Here is an 18,817-nt window from a genome sequence, read left to right as displayed (position 1 = left end):
CTGTGGCCTTCAGCCATGAATATATATTACTACCTCCCCCATCTTACCAAATCTGAAGACACTCCTTTCCCCTTTCTCCTTTCTCCTTCAAATTTTCCAAAATTTGATTGCCTGTTTATAAATTCTTCTCCAGATAAATATGGATAAGGCGTGGAATGGCGAAGCGCTCTATATCATGGATGGATATCTCCGTGAAGGCCTCGAAGGCCGGAGCGGGTTGCTCGATCTCAATCCGGTAGAAGGTGGCGTAGATGACCTGGTGGGAGAGGATGTGCTTCTCTACGGGGCGGTCGATGGCGATCGAGAGCTGTCCGGCCTCGGCAAAGAGGTGGTGGAAAGCGTCGGTTTGTTGAAGCTCGGCGAAATCCATCGGCATGTCGGTCTCTATCAGCGGGAATTCATACAGTCCTTTCCATATATCCTTGCCCTCGCGGCGATGCAGCCAGGTGGTTTCCCGGTAAAGGATATGAAAATAATGGAAGTAGCGGTTGCGACTCTTGGTTTTGCCAGCTTTGACAGGATAGGCTTGCGGATTTTGCTCTTGCCATGCCACGCAGCGACCGGCGAAGGGGCAGGCTGAGCAGTCGGGCTGCTGCGGTGTGCATTGCAACGCGCCGAACTCCATAATGGCCTGGTTGTGTAGGCCGGCCTGGTCGGAAGGCATAATCTCCGCCGCCAGCGCGGTGAATTCTTTCTTGCCCTGACTGCTGTCGATAGGGGTGGAGATGCCAAAGAGGCGGGATAATACGCGGTACACATTACCGTCGACCACCGGATAGGGCTGGTTCCAAGCAAAAGAGAGGATAGCAGCTGCCGTATAGTCGCCAATGCCTTTGAGTGCCAATACCTCTTTATGTGTGGAGGGGAAACGACCCTGGTGGCGAGACATAATCTCCCGGGCGGCCGCGTGCAGGTTGCGCGCCCGGCTGTAATAGCCCAGTCCCTGCCAGTATTTCAATACCTCGTCCTCCTCGGCGGCGGCCAGCGACGCGACGTCAGGGAAGCGTTCCATAAAGCGCCGGAAATAGTCTATGCCCTGGGCTACGCGTGTCTGTTGCAGGATAATTTCCGATATCCAAATGGTGTAGGGATCTCGGGTCTCTCTCCACGGCAGCTCTCTTTTGTGTTTAAAATACCAGTTGATGAACAGATTACTGAACGTCAGCTCTTTCTTTTGGGGCAAAATGGGATTCTTTTTTTGTGAATTTGGCACCATAACTCTTTGATCGATGCAAACATACGCAGATAATCTGAGAAGGGAAAGAATCTTTTTAATAAAAAATGGCAAACAAATTTTTCCCAACTCCAAATAAAAGCTATATATTTGCAGTCCAAAAAATTAAAGACATAATTCAATATAATATCAAAAGACATGACTAAAGCAGACATTGTTAGTGAAATTTCGAAGAGCACTGGTATTGACAAGTCAACGGTACTGGCCAGTGTAGAATCTTTTATGGAGATTGTAAAGGATTCTTTATCGGAGGGTGATAACGTATACTTGAGAGGTTTTGGTAGCTTCGTGGTGAAGAAAAGAGCACAGAAAACAGCTCGTAACATCTCTAAGAACACGACGATCATCATTCCGGAACATAACATCCCATCTTTCAAGCCGGCGAAGACCTTCTTGAAGCAAGTGAAAGAAAAATAAGAATTTAGTTTAATTATATAAATCAATAAAACGATGCCAAGCGGAAAAAAAAGAAAAAGACATAAGATGTCTACGCACAAGCGCAAAAAGAGACTGAAAAAGAATAGACATAAGAAAAAATAAGCTGTCTATTTTTCTGGCAAACTCTTAAAGAACAAACTTACAAGCAATCTTCTAAGTTTGTTCTTTGCGTATTTAGTAAGATCAGAAATGTGATATAATCCAATTTATAAGTGACAAGTGAATTAGTAGTAGATGTAAGACCCAAAGAGGTATCGATTGCTGTACTGGAAGACAAAAACCTGGTGGAGCTTCAGAAAGAAGCACGCAATGTGTCGTTTGCAGTAGGCGATATTTTTATTGGCAAGGTTAAGAAACTTATGCCCGGGTTAAACGCTGCTTTTGTCGATGTAGGTTATAAAAAGGATGCATTTCTTCACTACCAGGATTTAGGTCCCCATTTCACATCTCAACAGAAATTCCTCAAACAGGCTTTAAACAGCGATCCGAAGAAGTTTCCTTCGATTGCTAAAACACAGTTCCTGCCGGAGATCGAAAAAAACGGCAGCATCAGTGAAGTGCTTAAAGCCGGGCAGGAAGTGCTGGTGCAGATTGCCAAGGAACCTATATCCACCAAAGGACCCAGACTGACTTCCGAGCTTTCCTTTGCCGGAAGATACATCGTGCTCATACCTTTTGCTGATAAGGTATCTGTCTCCACCAAAATCAAATCGAGTGAAGAGAGAGCCCGGTTACGCCAGTTGATTCAAAGCATCAAACCGAAGAACTTCAGTGTGATTGTTCGCACCTCTTCGGAAGGCAAACGCGTAGCCGAACTCGATCATGAGCTAAAGACATTGGTGAAGCGTTGGGAAGAGAACATTCCGAAAGTAGCCAAAGCCAAAGTGCCGTCTGTTATTTACGAAGAAACAGGACGTACGGTGGCTTTGTTGCGTGATATTTTCAATCCCTCTTTCCAGCACATTCATGTGAACGATCCCGATATTTACCGGGATGTACGCGACTACGTAAGTTTGATCGCTCCCGGACGGGAGGAGATCGTGCAACAGTATCGGGGGGAACTGCCCATTTTCGATAACTTTGCCATCACCAAGCAGATCAAATCGCTTTTTGGGCGTACTGTTACTTACAAGAGTGGAGCTTACCTGATTATCGAGCATACAGAGGCCATGCATGTGATCGATGTTAATAGTGGCAACCGTTCGCGTGGCAGTGATGCCCAGGAAACGACAGCTATTGACGTGAATATGGCAGCCGCCACGGAAATCGCGCGTCAGATGCGCCTGCGTGATTTGGGAGGGATTATCGTAATCGACTATATCGATATGGTAGAACCTGCCAACCGGCAGAAATTGTTTGAATACATGTCGAAGGCCATGGCAGGCGATCGGGCGAAGCATAATATTTTGCCCATCAGCAAATTCGGTTTGATGCAAATCACACGCCAACGTGTCCGTCCCGAGATGGAGCTCGATACGAATGAGTCGTGTCCGAGTTGTTTCGGTACCGGAAAATCAAAACCATCTATTTTATTTACCGATAGTCTGGAAGGAAAAATCGATTGCTTAGTGAATAAGCATCATGTGAAGAAATTTACCCTGCATCTGCATCCCTATGTGGCAGCATTTGTGAACAAAGGAATCGTTCCGCTTAGTCTGAAGTGGAAATTCAAGTATTCCCTTGGAATGAAAGTGATCCCTGATCAGAGTCTGGCATTCCTCGAATATCATTTCTATGATACCGACAAGAATGAACTTGACATGAAAGAAGAGAAGGAGATAAAATAGGGGAGAGCCCGGTACGGAAAAAAGCGTACCGGGTTTTCTTTTTTATAAGGTGACTAAAATAGCTGCCGATATGACAGGATGGCGGTTTGTCATCCGGTAAGATCTCGTGTAAACAAGTTTGGCACGGCATTTGTTAAATACTTAGTGAGCTCGCTCGAGAAAAAGAGCGGGCAAGAGAATAGAAAAGATATTAACAAATAAAATAAAGAATAAGAAAATGGGAAAAATTATTGGAATTGACTTAGGAACAACCAACTCTTGTGTTGCCGTATTGGAGGGTAACGAACCGGTTGTGATCTCAAACAGTGAAGGAAAGCGTACGACTCCTTCTATTGTGGCCTTTGTGGAAGGAGGAGAAAGAAAGGTGGGCGACCCGGCAAAACGTCAGGCGATCACCAATCCGGAGAAAACAATATTCTCTATCAAACGTTTCATGGGGGAAACCTATGATCAGGTATCAAAAGAAATCAATCGCGTGCCTTATAAAGTGGTGAAGGGTGATAACAATACACCGCGCGTGGATATCGACGGTCGTTTGTATACCCCGCAGGAAATCTCTGCCATGACACTTCAGAAAATGAAGAAAACGGCAGAAGACTATCTGGGACAAGAGGTGACAGAAGCGGTGATTACCGTACCGGCCTATTTTAGCGACGCACAACGTCAGGCTACGAAAGAGGCAGGTGAAATTGCCGGTCTGACCGTTCGCCGTATCGTGAACGAACCGACGGCTGCCTCTCTGGCTTATGGTTTGGACAAGACAAACAAAGATATGAAGATCGCCGTGTTCGACTTAGGTGGTGGTACGTTCGATATCTCTATCCTTGAGTTGGGTGACGGTGTGTTTGAAGTAAAATCGACCAATGGTGACACGCACCTGGGTGGTGACGACTTCGACCACGTAATTATCGACTGGTTGGCAGAAGAGTTCCAGCGCGAAGAGGGACCGGACTTGCGTAAGGACCCGATGGCTCTGCAACGTCTGAAAGAGGCAGCCGAAAAGGCTAAGATCGAATTGTCGAGCTCGACCAGCACGGAGATCAACTTGCCGTATATTATGCCGGTAGATGGTATTCCAAAGCACTTGGTGAAGGCCTTGACGCGTGCTAAATTCGAACAATTGGCAGACTCGTTGATCCAGGCTTGTATCGAGCCTTGTCGTCAGTCGCTGAAAGATGCTAACCTGAGTACTTCGGATATCGATGAAGTGATTCTGGTAGGTGGATCAACCCGTATCCCGGCTATCCAGGAGATTGTTGAGAAGTTCTTCGGTAAGGCTCCGTCAAAGGGAGTGAACCCGGACGAAGTGGTAGCTGTTGGAGCGGCTATCCAGGGTGGTGTGTTGACCGGTGAAGTGAAAGATGTGTTGTTGCTCGACGTGACTCCGCTTTCGTTAGGTATTGAAACCATGGGTGGTGTGATGACCAAGTTGATCGATGCCAACACGACGATCCCGACAAAGAAATCGGAAACATTTACGACAGCGGCCGATAACCAGCCATCGGTAGAGATCCATATCCTGCAAGGCGAACGCTCGTTGGCACGCGATAACAAATCATTGGGCCGTTTCCACTTAGATGGTATTCCAGCAGCTCAGCGAGGCGTTCCTCAGATTGAAGTGACCTTCGATATCGACGCGAACGGTATCTTGAATGTATCGGCCAAGGACAAAGGAACCGGAAAGGTACAAAACATACGTATCGAGGCCTCCAGCGGTTTGAGTGATGATGAAGTAAAACGCATGAAGGATGAAGCCGCCGCCAATGCCGAAGCGGATAAGAAAGAAAAAGAGCGCATCGATAAGATCAACCAGGCAGACAGCACCATCTTCCAGACGGAAAAGCAACTGAGCGAACTGGGCGACAAATTGCCAGCCGACAAGAAAGGCCAGATCGAAGCCGCCCTTGCCAAGCTGAAGGATGCTCACAAAGCCCAGGACATCGATGCCATCGACGCCGCCATGGCCGAACTGAACACCATATTCCAAGCCGCCAGCCAGGAAATGTACAACGCCGGCCAACAACCCGGCGGCCAACCCGGTCCTGGAGCCGACTTCAGTGGTCAGCAACAACCCGGCAACAACCCCGGCAACTCCGACGGCGAAGTGACCGATGTGGACTTCGAAGAAGTGAAGTAAAAGGCGATTAGAAATAATCAATAAACAATAGAAAATCCCTGTAAACGAATAGTTTACGGGGATTTTTGTTTTTATATATTTGTAGATAGCTATTGGTTTTGATAGTTTTTTATCATACATTTGTACCATAATTGTTCCGCGCGCTAATTGGCGACAATGTGCGCCTTATTCATGCTTATTAGGTCTTATTATACCTTAATCGGCGATAATGTAACGGATGATGCAAAATATATGGGATTTAGTCAACTGAAAATACCGAAGATCTGTGAACAATGTGGAAAGCCCTTTGAGGCAAAAACAGTGGTCACTCGTTTCTGTGGTTCTACCTGTGCAAACAAGTCTGGCAAAGAGAAGAAGCGGAAAGCTAAGGAAGCTGAGCAGAAGCAGAAACTCTTAGAAGAATCAGCTAGCAGGATTGCGGAAATGCAAACTCGTCCTTATATCTCAATCACAGAAGCAACAATTCTGTTTGGGATATCTAAAGATACTATTCGCCGCCTTATTAAATCGGGGAAAGTTCCGGCGGTTAATTTTGGAAAACGACTGACAAGGGTAAGCAGGAAGCACCTCGAAGAAATGTTTACTGCGGTTGAGATACCAGAAGAGCCAAAAGAAAAGCCTATGAAACTGCACTACGAGATTGATGAATGTTATACTATCAATGAAATATCAGAAAAGTATGGTGCTTCTCTTTCTTCCGTTGATAAAATCATTCGCCGAAACAGTATTCCCAAACGTCAAGTTGGAAAATATGTATATGCCCCAAAAGAACTAATCGATAAAATATTCGCAGGCAAATGAAACAACTCTCCAATACAAAAGTAACTGTTCGGCTTCGTAAGGCGGAAGACCGTAAAGAGTGGTATGTTTATATTGAAAGCTATCCGGTTTATGCTCCCGGCAAGCAAACCCCACAGCGTGTTCGAGAATACTTGAATCGCTGCATTACTACTGTAGAGTGGGATAAAAAACGTACTGCCCGCACCGATGCAGATGGAACAAAAACCTACAAGCCCAAACGTGATGATAATGGAATAATCGTTTGCCGAAGTGAGAAAGACCAAGAAACGATGCTGTATGCAGATGGAATCCGTAAGCTTCGGCAACGAGAATATGATAATGCTGATCTATATAGTGATACAGAAAGTGCACAAGTTGAACAAAAAGAGCGTGCGCAGCAGAATTTCGTAGAGTATTTTAATGCTACCGCCAAGAAACGCCATGCACAAAGTTCGGACTCTATCCGTGTAAACTGGAAACGAACCTACGAATTAATAAAGCTTTTCGCTGGAGACACATTGCCTTTTGCCAAAATCGACAATCGCTTTGCCGAAGATTTTAAGTTATATCTGTTGTCTGCTCCCTGCGGAGGGAATAAAAGCGGAACTATTTCTCGCAATACCGCAGTAACATACTTTTCCATTTTCAAGGCGGCATTAAAGCAAGCTTTCATAGATGGATACCTGACAACTGATTTATCTGCAAAAATCAAAGGCATACCGGAACAAGAGTCAAGACGTGAATACTTGACCGTTGAAGAGCTTAACATTCTTGCAGGCGCACCATGTGAACGTGATGTTCTCAAACGCGCTGCATTGTTTTCTGCTCTTACCGGATTACGACATTGTGATATTCAGAAATTACGATGGAAAGAAATCAGCATGAATGGCGACCAAGCACAATTGCATTTCACACAACAGAAAACAAAAGGTGTGGAATATATGCCTATTTCGCAACAGGCACTTGATTTGTGTGGCGAACCTCGTGAGCCGGAGCAACTTGTTTTCGAAAATTTACCCGATCCTGCATGGGTTTCTAAACCCTTGAAACGTTGGATAGAAGCCGCCGGAATCACGAAGCGGATTACATTTCATTGCTTTAGGCACACATACGCAACTCTTCAATTATCCAGTGGTACAGATATTTACACTGTTAGTAAGATGCTCGGACACACCAACGTAAAAACCACACAGATTTACGCAAAAGTTGTGGACAAGAAGAAAAGCAAAGCGGCACAAGCGATTCAGTTGAACACTCTTAATAACACAGAAGAATGAAACAAAACAGTCTTTTGCAGTACATTATATTATATGCGATCGTGGCTTGCGTTGCTTTGGCGATTGCAGCATTAGCACGCATGTTTACTGTTTCGGTTGGCTTTGATAGTTTTACAGCTTTCATCGTCTTTATTGTGATATTAGCTATTCAGGCGGTAGTATATTTAAGTATCCATGTGGCACTTCAAAATATAATGTTGCCGTGGATCGGGAACGGATTAGCTAAGATTCCTTATTTCCGCAAGAAGATTGAGCAAAGACAAATTCCTCAGATTGTTGCTGAACCACAGATAGAAGAAAAGAAATTTGAAATTGATATACCGGAATCGAATGTGTCTTTAGACGATATTCGGAATGAACAGCAGAAAAACATAGCCAAAGAACAGGAAGAAATGCTGAATATTGCTCTGGACTATACTCGGAAATCGTTTGCCCTTTATCTCTCAGATGATGATCTTGATATTCTTTGCCGGAATATCCGTGCATACATGGACAAATTAGAAGAGAAAGAGTTGAAGCCGGTTATAGTCAAAGAACTGACAGCCATCGACCTCCGTCATTTCGGGTGGAATATCTGGAACTACTTCAAGCCAAGAAATCAGATGGATATTGCTAACTTCCTAAAAAACGTTTTTCCTGATGTTTTCAAGGGAGTAGAAGTAGTAAGCATCAAACGACATTTGAAGGATGATGAGTTGAAAGGGGTGATTAAGATAGAGGAGAAACTTTAGTGGTTTGAAAACCATATATTAGAGATTGATATCGATACACTCTCAGTTTAATCTCTATCTTTGTGAAGTGAGTTTATGTTTTAAGCAAGACATATTATGGATGACAAGTAAAAACAATATTAAATCTGCAATAAAAAAATATTATGGGAAAAATAGTAAGACCTGATTTTTCTACGTACTTAGCGCATTTTACAACAAATAGACAGCCTGTAGGGAAAAGTGACCCTGCAAATCCTGTAGGAGTGAAAGCAAAAGGATATGCACTGACTAGGCTAATTAGTATCCTTAATGACAAGAGAATAATTGCATCCACAATGCCTTGGACAGGTACACATGCTGTATGTTTAACTGAATGCCCTTGGAGTAGTTTAATTGATCATACGCGAGCTTATTCTCCTTATGGGATAGGATTTTCAAAACAATTAGTTTTTTCAAGAAATGGGGGCCCAGTATATTATGTTCGAGCGGATCAGTATGAAAAACAAAATTGGCATGACCATTTAAAGGCTTTTGTAACTCCATTTTGGCCACCATACAGACCACGATCTATAAATAAGAGAAAAAGCTTCACGACATGTGATTACACACATGAAAGAGAATGGAGAATTCCACACGATTTTTCGTTTGAATATGATCAAATTGAGTTTGTAATCTTAGACAAATATGAAGATATGGCTAAGTTCCCTAAAGAACTGAAAGATGCTATAGGGAGAGATAAGTTCTTATTGATGGATAACTATAAAATGATTGAAAAATTATGGCCTGTTCATAATCTTGGTGTTTGAATTACTTGATTTGACAAAATTGTTTGGCATTCATTTCTACTAATGTATTAATATTCTGCTATTGGGTATTGATGAGATAAAATTACAAAATATCACCACCCTAAGTGTTTTCTAAGTGTTTCTCCAGTGTCGCCCAGACACCGCAGAAACACTTTCTTCATTTGCGCCATAACAATTAAAATCAACAGTTATGGAAGTAAATGAAATTTCTTTTGAAAACCTGCCGAAGGCAGTAGCGCATTTAGTCAGCGAGCTGGCTGAAATCAAATCTTTAGTTGAAAAGGGGCAAACGCCTATTGTCCCTCAGAAACGAATCCCGATTGACATTGAAGAAGCTTGCCGGATTATCGGCAAATCAAAACCTACCGTGTACGCTCTTGTACGCAAGCGAATGATTCCCTGCTATAAGAACGGCAAGAAGCTCTATTTCTTTGAGGAGGAACTATTGGAATGGATCGCTAAAGGCAAAAAGAAAACCATTCAGGAGATAGAATCCGAAGCAGAGGCGGAATACAATAAGCGTAAAAACATACGGAAATGAACCTATTCGATTTATTAGGCAATTTCTGGCGAGTAGACGAGCAGGAGAACTTCAGCGGCAATGATACCCGATTGTATTTCTTCTTGGTTCATTTGGCTAACCGTTCCTATTGGTCGGAATGGATAGAGTGTTCCAACAAACGATTAGCGGCCAATGCGAATATATCTTTGGATGTTCTGAAGACTTCACGCGACCGACTAAAGGTGGCCGGTTTGTTGGATTATGTTTCAGGGGGCGGACATAGGGTTAAAACTAAGTATCAGATTTTAGCACCTAAGTCCGACCTTAAACTCCCTCCCTACAATATAAAGACTAAAGACAAAAACTCTAATACAAATTCTTATGGAAAAAGGAAAGGCTCAGTCTTTACGGGAAGTGATTTCGACTAATCAACAATTCTTTCAGGCATTGCAGAAAGATGCTCAAGAGATGGTCGCCCATGAAAAAGAAAAGATTCGGAAGCTACGTTTACCTCTACCGTTGACTTATGCTGACTTTCGGAGTTTGTTTTGTGAGTTTGGTACAATTTGTTTGCACAACCGCAATCAGGCTAAGAATTTTGTCATTGACAAAAACAATGAACCAATGATAGAGCAACTCTATTGCTACATAACCAACGATTCTGCTTTCTCCGGAGATTTGAACAAAGGTGTCATGCTGCAAGGAAAATATGGTTGTGGCAAAACGATTCTGCTGGAAACATACTCATTGCTCCACAACCATATTTCGAGAAAATTTTTTCTGAATCAGCCTTTGTTTACGTTTATCAAGTCTGTGGAATTGCAGGAGCAAATTGTAAAGCAGGCGGCAAGCGTATTTGCCCGGCGCCCATTAATCATTGATGAATTTGGACGAGAATCCAAAATGGTTCAGGATTATGGGAACGTCAGCCGACCCATATCCGAATTGTTAAGTTTGAGAAGCGATATTGGAGTCGTAACACATGGCACCACGAACTTCACTTTTGCTACACTTTCGTCCGATGAGTTCTATGGCGGAATGATTGGCGACCGCCTCAAAGTGATGTTTAATTTTATCACTTTGAATGGTGAAAGCCGTCGAGTTTAAGCTTTCATCTAATGGCTCTCTGTTGGCGAGCAATGTAGCAAGAGGGAACTGGACAAGTCCTGTTCTATCCTCTTGCCCTACGGGGTTACTTGCTGTTAATCAGCAAAATATTAAAAACGAGTTTTATAAAGACTCGCATAAGCAAAATTGCTAATATCCTATTGATTAGGCGATTAATAAAATGAATTCTTATAAAAAAGTTATAATATGGCACAAAATAAGAATAAAACAGTATTGACGACGATTGGAATTGACCACAGCACCAATCGCCAGATAGATAAACTTTGCAAGCGATACAATCTGAAAAAAGGAGAGATTGTGAAGCTCGCATTCGAGTATATGGATAAGGCTTGTATAAATCCGTCCGAACCTCCCGAATCTGTCAAAACAGAACTGGCAAAGATCAATAAGCGACAGGATGACCTGATACGTTTTATCCGTCATTTTGAAGAAAAGGAGCTGAATCCGATGATCCGAGCGACACATTCGATAGCTGCCCGTTTCGATGAAGTAGTCAAAACATTGGAAGAATTGATTAAATCGGAAATAACTCTCATGTGGGATAAACATTCAGATATCCTGCAACGAATAAGCGATACATTTGGGAAACATGCAAATATTGTCAATAGCCAAACAAAGCAAATAGCCTCTTTAACTCAGATACAAAAGCAGGATAATAAAAAGCTATTAGATCTAATTGCTTTATATACCGAACTGACAACATGTGGAGTTATGGATGGTAAGCGAAAAGAGAATCTAAAAGCAGAAATTATTAACTTGATAAACGAGTAATAGTATGAACATAGACTTCCCGCCACCATCCGCCGGAACATACAACAATGCCGGAGGTTGTCGTCAGTTGGCAAATTATCTCGAACATGAGGATTTAGAACGTATGGAAAAAGGTATTTATACGGAAGGCTTCTTCAATCTGATGGAAGACAATCTGTATAAAGTCCAAGTTATTGAGGATATTGACACGAATATCGGTCAACTCTTGAAAACGGATGCCAAGTTCTACGCTATCCACGTTAGCTCCTCAGAAAAAGAACTGAAAACGATGGGTGAAACCGAGCAGGAGCAAGCCGAAGCCATGAAACGATACATTCGGGAAGTCTTTATCCCAGAATACGCCAAGAACTTCAATAAAGGATTATCCGCCGAAGATATAAAATTCTATGGAAAAATCCATTTCGATCGCTCCCGATCAGATAATAAGCTGAATATGCATTGCCATTTGATTGTAAGCCGAAAAGACCAGTCAAATAAAAAGAAGTTATCGCCATTAACCAACCATAAGAATACCAAAAAAGGAGCAATCAAAGGTGGCTTTGATAGAACGAACTTGTTTCAGCAGGCAGAAACAGGTTTTGATAAGCTTTTCGGCTATCAGCGAGATTTGCAAGAAACATTTACATACTGCAATACGATGAAAAACGGAAGTATAAAAGAGAAATTGCAAATGAAGGAGCAAGAATTAAAACAATCCTCAAAGCCTTTAGTGTATGAAATAGAAAATAGTAAAAATCAAGAGCGTACCAACGTTGGTACAGACATACAGCCAAACGTTCAAACGCATGGCCAGTCAAACAGCCAGCCAGCCGCTAAATCGATTAATCAATTAAGCGATAGCATTAGCGGAGAAAACCTTCTCTCTTCGTTATTCTCAATACTCCCCACCGCTGCAGATGTTGGTAATCCCAATCCGGAAGATAAGCAACCACTGAGAAAACCCAAGAAAAAGAAGAAAGGTAGAAGAATGGGCTAATAAACTCCTTTTTCATTTGGCAAACAAAGGTATATTCCAAGAATAAAACGTCAACACCAAGCCGCAAGCGGTTTTACACGAAATCTCCACACCTCCGCTACGCTTCGGGTAGTATTTCTCGTAAAAGTGTTGCCTTATTTATTCTTTCCATAGAAGAGGTGTTTACAAAATGTAAAAAGGGGAAAAATATGCAGGTATGTATGAGGGATAAATAGAGCGATTCCCTTTTTGGAGAATTCCTGTTTTTGCCCGTAAAAACAAAAAAAGCTTATGTATATATACATGATCTTGATAACTTTATACCACATATGAGTACTGTTTCTCAAATATTTAGTAAATTTGTCGAATTGTGTCAAGTCAAACACTATCAAAGATGCTGCTTGCAGAAAAAAAATGTCAGTTACGTGAAGAAAAGCAATTATTACAGAGGCAGGTTTCCGCTGCTCTTGAAATAGATAATGCTTTATATTGCAAGATTGAGTGTGGAGATCGTTCGGCTAAACGCGACCAAGTCATAAAGCTTGCAGAATTGTTTCAGTATAACCCCCAAAAAATGCTTGTGCTTTGGCTAGCGGATAAGCTCATTACAGCTATTGAAGATGATATAAATTTATTATCTATGGCTTTGAGTATTGTAAAAAAATAGTATTAACGACAAATCATAATATATGTTCGACATTTTTAAACAAGACGTAAAGATTGGCGATAAGGTAAAATTATATCTTACCACAGGAAAAGAGCCCGAAGGTAGTGTTGTCGAAATAGGGGATAACTATGTATTGCTGCAAAGTGATGAGCAAACGAAAAGTCGTTTTTTTGATAAAATGCTAGGTGGTTGGGATGTATTAAATAAAACCGTATCGGCGATAAAGTCCAATGAAAATAAACCCATGCCAATTGTAAAGGATGATAAACCGGCTACAAGCAGCAGTATCGGTATTAAAATTGTTGGTAAAATCCCTCTTGAATCGTTAGAGAAGACTGTTAGCAAAAAAAGTAAAACTGAAAAACCGAAAGGGGAAATTCAAATAAAAAAAGGAACTGTACGTGATTTTTCCGACCTTCATACACTTCTTTCGTCTGAACAAAAAAAACAAATGGAAGACAATGCTAAATTGGAAAATGAATTACTGGTTAGCGCCAATGGGTATATTACAAAATATTTTGCGGACAGACAATTTGGTTTTATTTTAGATAAGTTTGGCTATGAAATATACTTCCATGCAAGTGATATTCGAGACAGTTTATTATCAAGTTCTCTGATTTCAACTTCTACGAAATTACAGCTGCCCGTTCTATTTACTCTTTCAAAAAATTCGAAGGGTGACAAGGCAATACTGATTCATAAACCCAAAACAGTAAGTGCTATTTTAGATAAAGCAAAATCTTTTGTTGAAAAAAAAGATTATAATATGGCAATTGGCTTTATTGAACAAATTTTCTCCTCTTTCCCCAATAATGACAATGCTCTTAAACTACATAAACAGATTAAATCAGAAATCAAACCATGGAGCAGCAGTGGTAAAAAAATAAAATCATACGATATAAATTATCAAAAAGCAGTAAAGGCAAAAAATATTGATAAGGATTTTGATTCTGCACTTAAATATTATATGCTTGCTTTTGAGAATAATGAAAAACGGGAGAGTTGCATAAAAGATATTGGAATGTTGTATGTTCAAATGGGAGAACCTCAAAAAGCCCTCGAATTTATAGATGAATATGAAGAAGAATTACAAGACACTCTTACAACATACAATTATTTAGCAAATTTTTATTCTTCCGTAAAAGAGTTCGATAGAGTTATAGAATATGTAGACTTACTTCTTGAAGACAAAACAGTAGCAAGAGATAAGAAAAAAATGTCTCTATATCTATCTCAAAAAGGATTTTCGTTAATTCAATTAGGGGAAAAAGATAATGCAAGGCCTGTTTTGGATGAAGCATTAGGATATTTGCCCGAAAACACTTATGTTATTCGTCTTTTGCAAGCTTTGGATGAGCCTGATGAGGAAAAACAAAGCCAAATTATTGCAGAAGCTGAATTTGACTCTTTTGGGGGTGGACTAAGCAAGTTTGTTCAAGAGACACTTAATAATTATGATGAGTATTTGGGTATACCTGCAAAAGTCATAGACACAGGGGATTTTACTCATACAACATTAAAAAGTTTAAGAGATTTAATCGACACTGCTGGACGAGCTAGACCGCGAGAACGAGCGAACTATCTATTAACAGAAGCGAAATTAATGATCTCGTTAGAACCCGAAAAAGAATCTAGTCTGAAGTCTGTATTAGCAAGATATTGTAATGCTATGGCATTGAATCACGCTTCGGAAAATTCTTCTATGGATGTTATACGGAACTATTATTTAGAAGCTTTTGGATTAGAAGAAAATTATAGATTCACAGCACCACAAGTTGCGCTATTTTTGATTTCGTATAAATCAACATACAGTGAATTATTAGGGTCTAAGACCCCCTCTGTTGATGAAGCATTAAATTATATAATTGACCAAGATACAAAAGATTACATTTGGGAAGGTCTATTGTCTATGTTTTTATGGAATAGAAGCATCTCCGCTAATGTAATTGGGAAACTTTTTAATAATTTAGATTTCAGAGATAATTCAACTCAATATCTTCTTAGAATAGGAGTTGTAATTACCTCTCAAAATGTCTCATTGGATGACTATATAAACTTTTGGAATGGGGCAAGAGAAATTAGGCAACGTGATTACCGAAAATGGTTAGCTTCCGTAAAAGCAATTTATTTGAACGACAACCTTGAGGTTATTGTTAATCAATTAAAAGATTCCATATCTGACCTCAAAAAGAACTGGCTAACCACATTAGATACAAGCAGATTAACAATATTAACAACGGATATAGTTGAAGTTTTAACTCAGTATCTAAAACAAAATGGATACAGAGATAAAGAACGTTTGTATGGCAATGCGAAGACTCAAGTAAATCAATTAATAAGTGAGTTTAGAGAGCAACCTACAAAACTTTCTTATGAAGGATTTGTCCCATTGTTAGAGAAAATAATTCTTTCTTTAGACAATTCCTTCAAATCAATTGAAGCAGCAAGTATTCCGGTTGTTAAAGTTAGCATTTTAGGCGAAGAAGGCTCTGTTGTGAACCAAGAGGATAAAACGGTTTTCATTAAGGTTCAAGTGGAAAATTCTAAAAATTCTTCACCAATTAGAGATATATCAGTCTTTCTAAAAGAATCTGATGAAGTTAAATCAAAAGATAAGGCTGATTATTCAGATTCTGTTGATGGTGGTGAACATTGCGAATTGCAACTTAAAGCAGAGCTATCCGATAAAGTAATACAAGATAAAGCTACGACAATTAATATTGCTACTTCTTACAAAATTAGAAACCAAGAAGAATCTGTTGTAAAAGAAGAACAACTATCTTTACGTTTGTATTCAGAAGAAGAATTTGAAACAATTCCAAATCCATACGAGAGGTTGGCTAATGGTGGTCCTGTTACCGACACAAAAATGTTTTACGGCAGAAATGAAATCATCAAAAAAATAACAGAAGCAATAATCACAACGGATTCTAAGCAAGTGGTAATATATGGGCAGAAACGATCAGGAAAATCTTCGGTGCTTTATCATTTGAAAAAATCTCTAGAGGCTACAAATAAAACATTCTGTATATCTTTTAGTATAGGGAACATCTTTGAAAACATTTCTACAGAAACATTCTTCTATAAAATAACCGATTTAATTGCAGAAGAATTGGAAAATTATAATACCGAAGTGCCGATATTCAAGTCTCCTACCTTTTCCGAATTTAAAGAAGCACCTAATCCTGCTGATTTTTTTAGAAAACAAATTCGTCTTTTCAAAAAAGCCTGTTCAACTCTTGATGAATGGAAAGATAAAAAAATAGTAATTATGATCGATGAGTTCACCTATATCTATACGGCGATTAAAAAAGGAAAAATTTCTGATGGTTTTATGAAACAATGGAAAGCGATAACCCAAAACGAAGATTCGATGTTTTCCTCGGTACTTGTTGGTCAGGATATTTTTCCAATGTTTAAAGAGGAGTTTCCAAACGAATTTGGAATAACTCAAGATGAACGACTTACTTATCTTTCAAAAGAAGATGCTGTCCGATTGATAGAAGAACCAATTGGAAAAACCAAATCAGGTGGAAACAGATTTATCGGCGACGCGCTGGAAACAATAATAGACTATACTTCCTGTAATCCGTACTATATTCAAATTTTTTGTGCCCGCCTCGTTTCTGAAATGAATCGTAAAAAATATATTCAGGTAACAAGTGCTGATGTTAAAAAAAATGCAGATAGTTTCATAAATGGAGGACAAGCGCTTACCGACGACAAATTTGATAATTTGCTTAATGCAGGTGAAGAACACGATATTCAAAGATACAAACAGGAAGTTTCTAAGGAAATTCTTAAAAATGTTGCAACAAATGCCAAATTCATTGGATTTTGCAAACGTGATCAAATATCAATTAAAACCAAAGATATAGATATTGATGAAGTATTGAAAGATTTGGTTAAGAGAGAAGTATTGGAGCAGAGAGAAGATAGTTACAAAATACAAGTAAAACTTTTTCAAGAATGGTTATTAAAGCATTAAACTCACAGAATCCCTTTTCTGATTATGGTCAAATCGTCAAAGGAAGCCGATTTGCAGGGAGAAAGAATGAAGTACAAACAATACAAAATCGCATACTTGGTGATGCATATGGAAACATTGCTATTATGGGTATGCCGCGAATAGGCAAATCAAGTTTAGTTTGGAATGCATTGATGCCGTTAAAAGAAAAACTACTGAACAAAAGAAACATTCTATCGTTTATTTATGTCGGACGACTTGTTTCCTCAAAGGATTTTTTTAAACAATTAGCGTGTCAAGTATTGGAAGAGCTTGAGCTTATAGAAAGCCACGAATCTTCGTTTAATAAACTTCAACCAATATATGACAAGATGAAAGCTGAAAAAGACAATTTTGAATTCAAGAATCTTGTTCAAAAATTTTTCCGTTTTTTGAAACGAAACGAATTTAGAGCATCTTTTATTTTGGATGAATTTGACCATGTCGCCTCAATTTTCACTGTTTCTGATTTTCAATTATTACGAGAGTTGGCTTCGCAACCAGAGACGCAGATTTGCTTGGTTACTGTTTCCCGTCGAACTATTCAGGAGATTGAGGCAGAAAACGGTGCGATATCAAACTTTTGTGGCATTTTCTCAGATTTACGGCTTGGATTGTTCAATAATTCAGATATTGCTGAATATTGGGATTCTTTGAAGCGATTAGACATTGAAGTGTCGGATGAATATAAGCAAAACATTGATTATTTAGTTGGCAGACATCCATTTCTGATCGACATGTGTAATTATGAAGTTTACAACTTAATGTTAAAAAACCAAGTTGTAAAATTTGATTTTGAACCATCCTATTTGGAGTCTGAGCTAAAATTGGCACTATTTAATAACTTTGATAAAATAATTATCCTGCTAAAAGACGAAAAACTATACGATAAAGCATTACAGTTAATTTTGGGGCCCATATATAATGTTACAATATCAGATGAGCAAAAACTTCTGAAATATGAGTTTATTAGAAAAGTTGGCTCCATGAAAAAATATTCATTGTTAAAAAGAGAATTTAACAATTCTAAAAATCAGAATTCGGCTTCATATGTTTGTTTCTCGGATTATTTTACCGAATTATTATATTTGAAATATAATGATATAGACTTTTGGCCTCTTTGGAAGGAAACAGAGCGGGCAGTAAGAGATTTAATTAAGACGTGGATTACTGAAGTTTTTGATGATGATTGGGAAACTAAATATTTGACAAAATACGCTAAAAGTGGAGGAAAATACGACGGGATTAAAAAGTTGTGCAATACTCGAACATATTCAAACAAAAAATTTGGTAATTCCAGCGAACATTTGATAGACTATACATTTCCAAGAGATATGTATGATTTATTTATTTCCTCAGATTGGGATTGGTTTAAAAAAGTATTAGGAGATGAAAAGAAAGAATGGGGTAAAAAATTCAATTTCTTAGCAGATATAAGGAATCCTGTTGCACATAATAATAGCGAATTTATCTCAATTGATGATTTTAATACAGCAAAAAAGTATTGTGAAACTATTATTGAACGAGTGACAAAATGGAGAAACAACTATTAAATTTATGATAATGTAAATAGACCAGCAGAGTGAAGAATTTATGCAAGCGGTTGATGTTGTGCTAAA

16 protein-coding genes are annotated in these 18,817 nt (G+C 39.5%); 15 read left to right on the top strand and 1 reads right to left on the bottom strand.

Annotated features, from left to right (window positions below; genetic code table 11):
* Window positions 1-115: 115 nt before the first annotated feature.
* The gene (gene mutY / locus M2134_RS01075) at window positions 116-1,186 is read right to left on the bottom strand and encodes an A/G-specific adenine glycosylase (RefSeq protein WP_280749727.1); all 1,071 of its coding nucleotides are present in this window, start codon (window positions 1,184-1,186) and stop codon (window positions 116-118) included.
* Between the two features lie 186 nt (window positions 1,187-1,372).
* Between mutY and M2134_RS01070 the strand changes: the two genes are divergently transcribed.
* From M2134_RS01070 to M2134_RS01000, 15 genes are all read left to right on the top strand, one after another.
* Window positions 1,373-1,651, top strand: coding sequence for an HU family DNA-binding protein (locus tag M2134_RS01070; protein WP_280749549.1), 279 nt, complete (start codon window positions 1,373-1,375; stop codon window positions 1,649-1,651).
* Window positions 1,652-1,884: 233 nt separating this feature from the next.
* Window positions 1,885-3,459, top strand: coding sequence for an Rne/Rng family ribonuclease (locus tag M2134_RS01065; protein ID WP_280749548.1), 1,575 nt, complete (start codon window positions 1,885-1,887; stop codon window positions 3,457-3,459).
* 217 nt (window positions 3,460-3,676) lie between these two features.
* On the top strand, window positions 3,677-5,596 hold the full coding sequence (gene dnaK / locus M2134_RS01060) for a molecular chaperone DnaK (RefSeq protein WP_280749547.1): 1,920 nt from the start codon (window positions 3,677-3,679) through the stop codon (window positions 5,594-5,596).
* A gap of 231 nt (window positions 5,597-5,827) precedes the next feature.
* The gene (locus tag M2134_RS01055; RefSeq protein ID WP_280749546.1) at window positions 5,828-6,397 is read left to right on the top strand and encodes a helix-turn-helix domain-containing protein; all 570 of its coding nucleotides are present in this window, start codon (window positions 5,828-5,830) and stop codon (window positions 6,395-6,397) included.
* Window positions 6,394-7,653 (top strand): site-specific integrase, encoded by a 1,260-nt coding sequence (locus M2134_RS01050; protein ID WP_280749545.1) that lies wholly within the window; start codon window positions 6,394-6,396, stop codon window positions 7,651-7,653. The genes M2134_RS01055 and M2134_RS01050 overlap by 4 nt, the downstream gene beginning before the upstream one ends.
* On the top strand, window positions 7,650-8,384 hold the full coding sequence (locus M2134_RS01045) for a hypothetical protein (protein WP_280749544.1): 735 nt from the start codon (window positions 7,650-7,652) through the stop codon (window positions 8,382-8,384). The genes M2134_RS01050 and M2134_RS01045 overlap by 4 nt, the downstream gene beginning before the upstream one ends.
* A 143-nt stretch (window positions 8,385-8,527) precedes the next feature.
* Complete coding sequence (locus tag M2134_RS01040) at window positions 8,528-9,169, top strand: abortive infection system antitoxin AbiGi family protein (RefSeq protein ID WP_280749543.1); 642 nt, start codon at window positions 8,528-8,530, stop codon at window positions 9,167-9,169.
* A 190-nt stretch (window positions 9,170-9,359) separates the two neighbouring features.
* A complete protein-coding gene (locus tag M2134_RS01035; RefSeq protein ID WP_280749542.1) occupies window positions 9,360-9,710 on the top strand; it encodes a helix-turn-helix domain-containing protein in 351 nt (116 codons plus the stop codon).
* Window positions 9,707-10,099, top strand: coding sequence for a hypothetical protein (locus tag M2134_RS01030; RefSeq protein WP_280749541.1), 393 nt, complete (start codon window positions 9,707-9,709; stop codon window positions 10,097-10,099). Before M2134_RS01035 ends, M2134_RS01030 begins: the two co-directional genes overlap by 4 nt.
* A complete protein-coding gene (locus tag M2134_RS01025; protein WP_280749540.1) occupies window positions 10,053-10,778 on the top strand; it encodes a hypothetical protein in 726 nt (241 codons plus the stop codon). The genes M2134_RS01030 and M2134_RS01025 overlap by 47 nt, the downstream gene beginning before the upstream one ends.
* Before the next feature lie 207 nt (window positions 10,779-10,985).
* Window positions 10,986-11,570 (top strand): BfmA/BtgA family mobilization protein, encoded by a 585-nt coding sequence (locus M2134_RS01020; protein WP_280749539.1) that lies wholly within the window; start codon window positions 10,986-10,988, stop codon window positions 11,568-11,570.
* Between the two features lie 4 nt (window positions 11,571-11,574).
* Complete coding sequence (locus M2134_RS01015) at window positions 11,575-12,546, top strand: DUF5712 family protein (RefSeq protein WP_280749538.1); 972 nt, start codon at window positions 11,575-11,577, stop codon at window positions 12,544-12,546.
* A 373-nt stretch (window positions 12,547-12,919) separates the two neighbouring features.
* Window positions 12,920-13,192 carry an XRE family transcriptional regulator gene (locus M2134_RS01010; RefSeq protein ID WP_280749537.1) on the top strand — a complete coding sequence of 91 codons (273 nt, stop codon included), beginning with the start codon at window positions 12,920-12,922 and terminating at the stop codon, window positions 13,190-13,192.
* 22 nt (window positions 13,193-13,214) lie between these two features.
* A complete protein-coding gene (locus M2134_RS01005) occupies window positions 13,215-17,180 on the top strand; it encodes a hypothetical protein (protein WP_280749536.1) in 3,966 nt (1,321 codons plus the stop codon).
* Complete coding sequence (locus M2134_RS01000; protein WP_280749535.1) at window positions 17,162-18,751, top strand: AAA family ATPase; 1,590 nt, start codon at window positions 17,162-17,164, stop codon at window positions 18,749-18,751. The genes M2134_RS01005 and M2134_RS01000 overlap by 19 nt, the downstream gene beginning before the upstream one ends.
* The last annotated feature ends 66 nt before the right edge of the window (window positions 18,752-18,817 follow it).

The organism is Parabacteroides sp. PM6-13, assembly GCF_029892605.1.
Taxonomy (GTDB): domain Bacteria; phylum Bacteroidota; class Bacteroidia; order Bacteroidales; family Tannerellaceae; genus QVMG01.
The sequence above is the reverse complement of the archived record's forward strand: the minus strand, read 5'-3'. Positions and strand labels throughout refer to the sequence as shown.

What these genes read in the sequence shown, in the direction of transcription:
- M2134_RS01030 (WP_280749541.1), top strand. Translation starts at nt 9,707, where the DNA reads ATGAACCTATTCGATTTATTAGGCAATTTCTGGCGAGTAGACGAGCAG.
- M2134_RS01045 (WP_280749544.1), top strand. Translation starts at nt 7,650, where the DNA reads ATGAAACAAAACAGTCTTTTGCAGTACATTATATTATATGCGATCGTG.
- M2134_RS01020 (WP_280749539.1), top strand. Translation starts at nt 10,986, where the DNA reads ATGGCACAAAATAAGAATAAAACAGTATTGACGACGATTGGAATTGAC.
- M2134_RS01040 (WP_280749543.1), top strand. Translation starts at nt 8,528, where the DNA reads ATGGGAAAAATAGTAAGACCTGATTTTTCTACGTACTTAGCGCATTTT.
- M2134_RS01025 (WP_280749540.1), top strand. Translation starts at nt 10,053, where the DNA reads ATGGAAAAAGGAAAGGCTCAGTCTTTACGGGAAGTGATTTCGACTAAT.
- M2134_RS01050 (WP_280749545.1), top strand. Translation starts at nt 6,394, where the DNA reads ATGAAACAACTCTCCAATACAAAAGTAACTGTTCGGCTTCGTAAGGCG.
- M2134_RS01070 (WP_280749549.1), top strand. Translation starts at nt 1,373, where the DNA reads ATGACTAAAGCAGACATTGTTAGTGAAATTTCGAAGAGCACTGGTATT.
- M2134_RS01010 (WP_280749537.1), top strand. Translation starts at nt 12,920, where the DNA reads ATGCTGCTTGCAGAAAAAAAATGTCAGTTACGTGAAGAAAAGCAATTA.
- M2134_RS01005 (WP_280749536.1), top strand. Translation starts at nt 13,215, where the DNA reads ATGTTCGACATTTTTAAACAAGACGTAAAGATTGGCGATAAGGTAAAA.
- M2134_RS01015 (WP_280749538.1), top strand. Translation starts at nt 11,575, where the DNA reads ATGAACATAGACTTCCCGCCACCATCCGCCGGAACATACAACAATGCC.
- M2134_RS01055 (WP_280749546.1), top strand. Translation starts at nt 5,828, where the DNA reads ATGGGATTTAGTCAACTGAAAATACCGAAGATCTGTGAACAATGTGGA.
- dnaK (WP_280749547.1), top strand. Translation starts at nt 3,677, where the DNA reads ATGGGAAAAATTATTGGAATTGACTTAGGAACAACCAACTCTTGTGTT.
- M2134_RS01035 (WP_280749542.1), top strand. Translation starts at nt 9,360, where the DNA reads ATGGAAGTAAATGAAATTTCTTTTGAAAACCTGCCGAAGGCAGTAGCG.
- M2134_RS01000 (WP_280749535.1), top strand. Translation starts at nt 17,162, where the DNA reads ATGGTTATTAAAGCATTAAACTCACAGAATCCCTTTTCTGATTATGGT.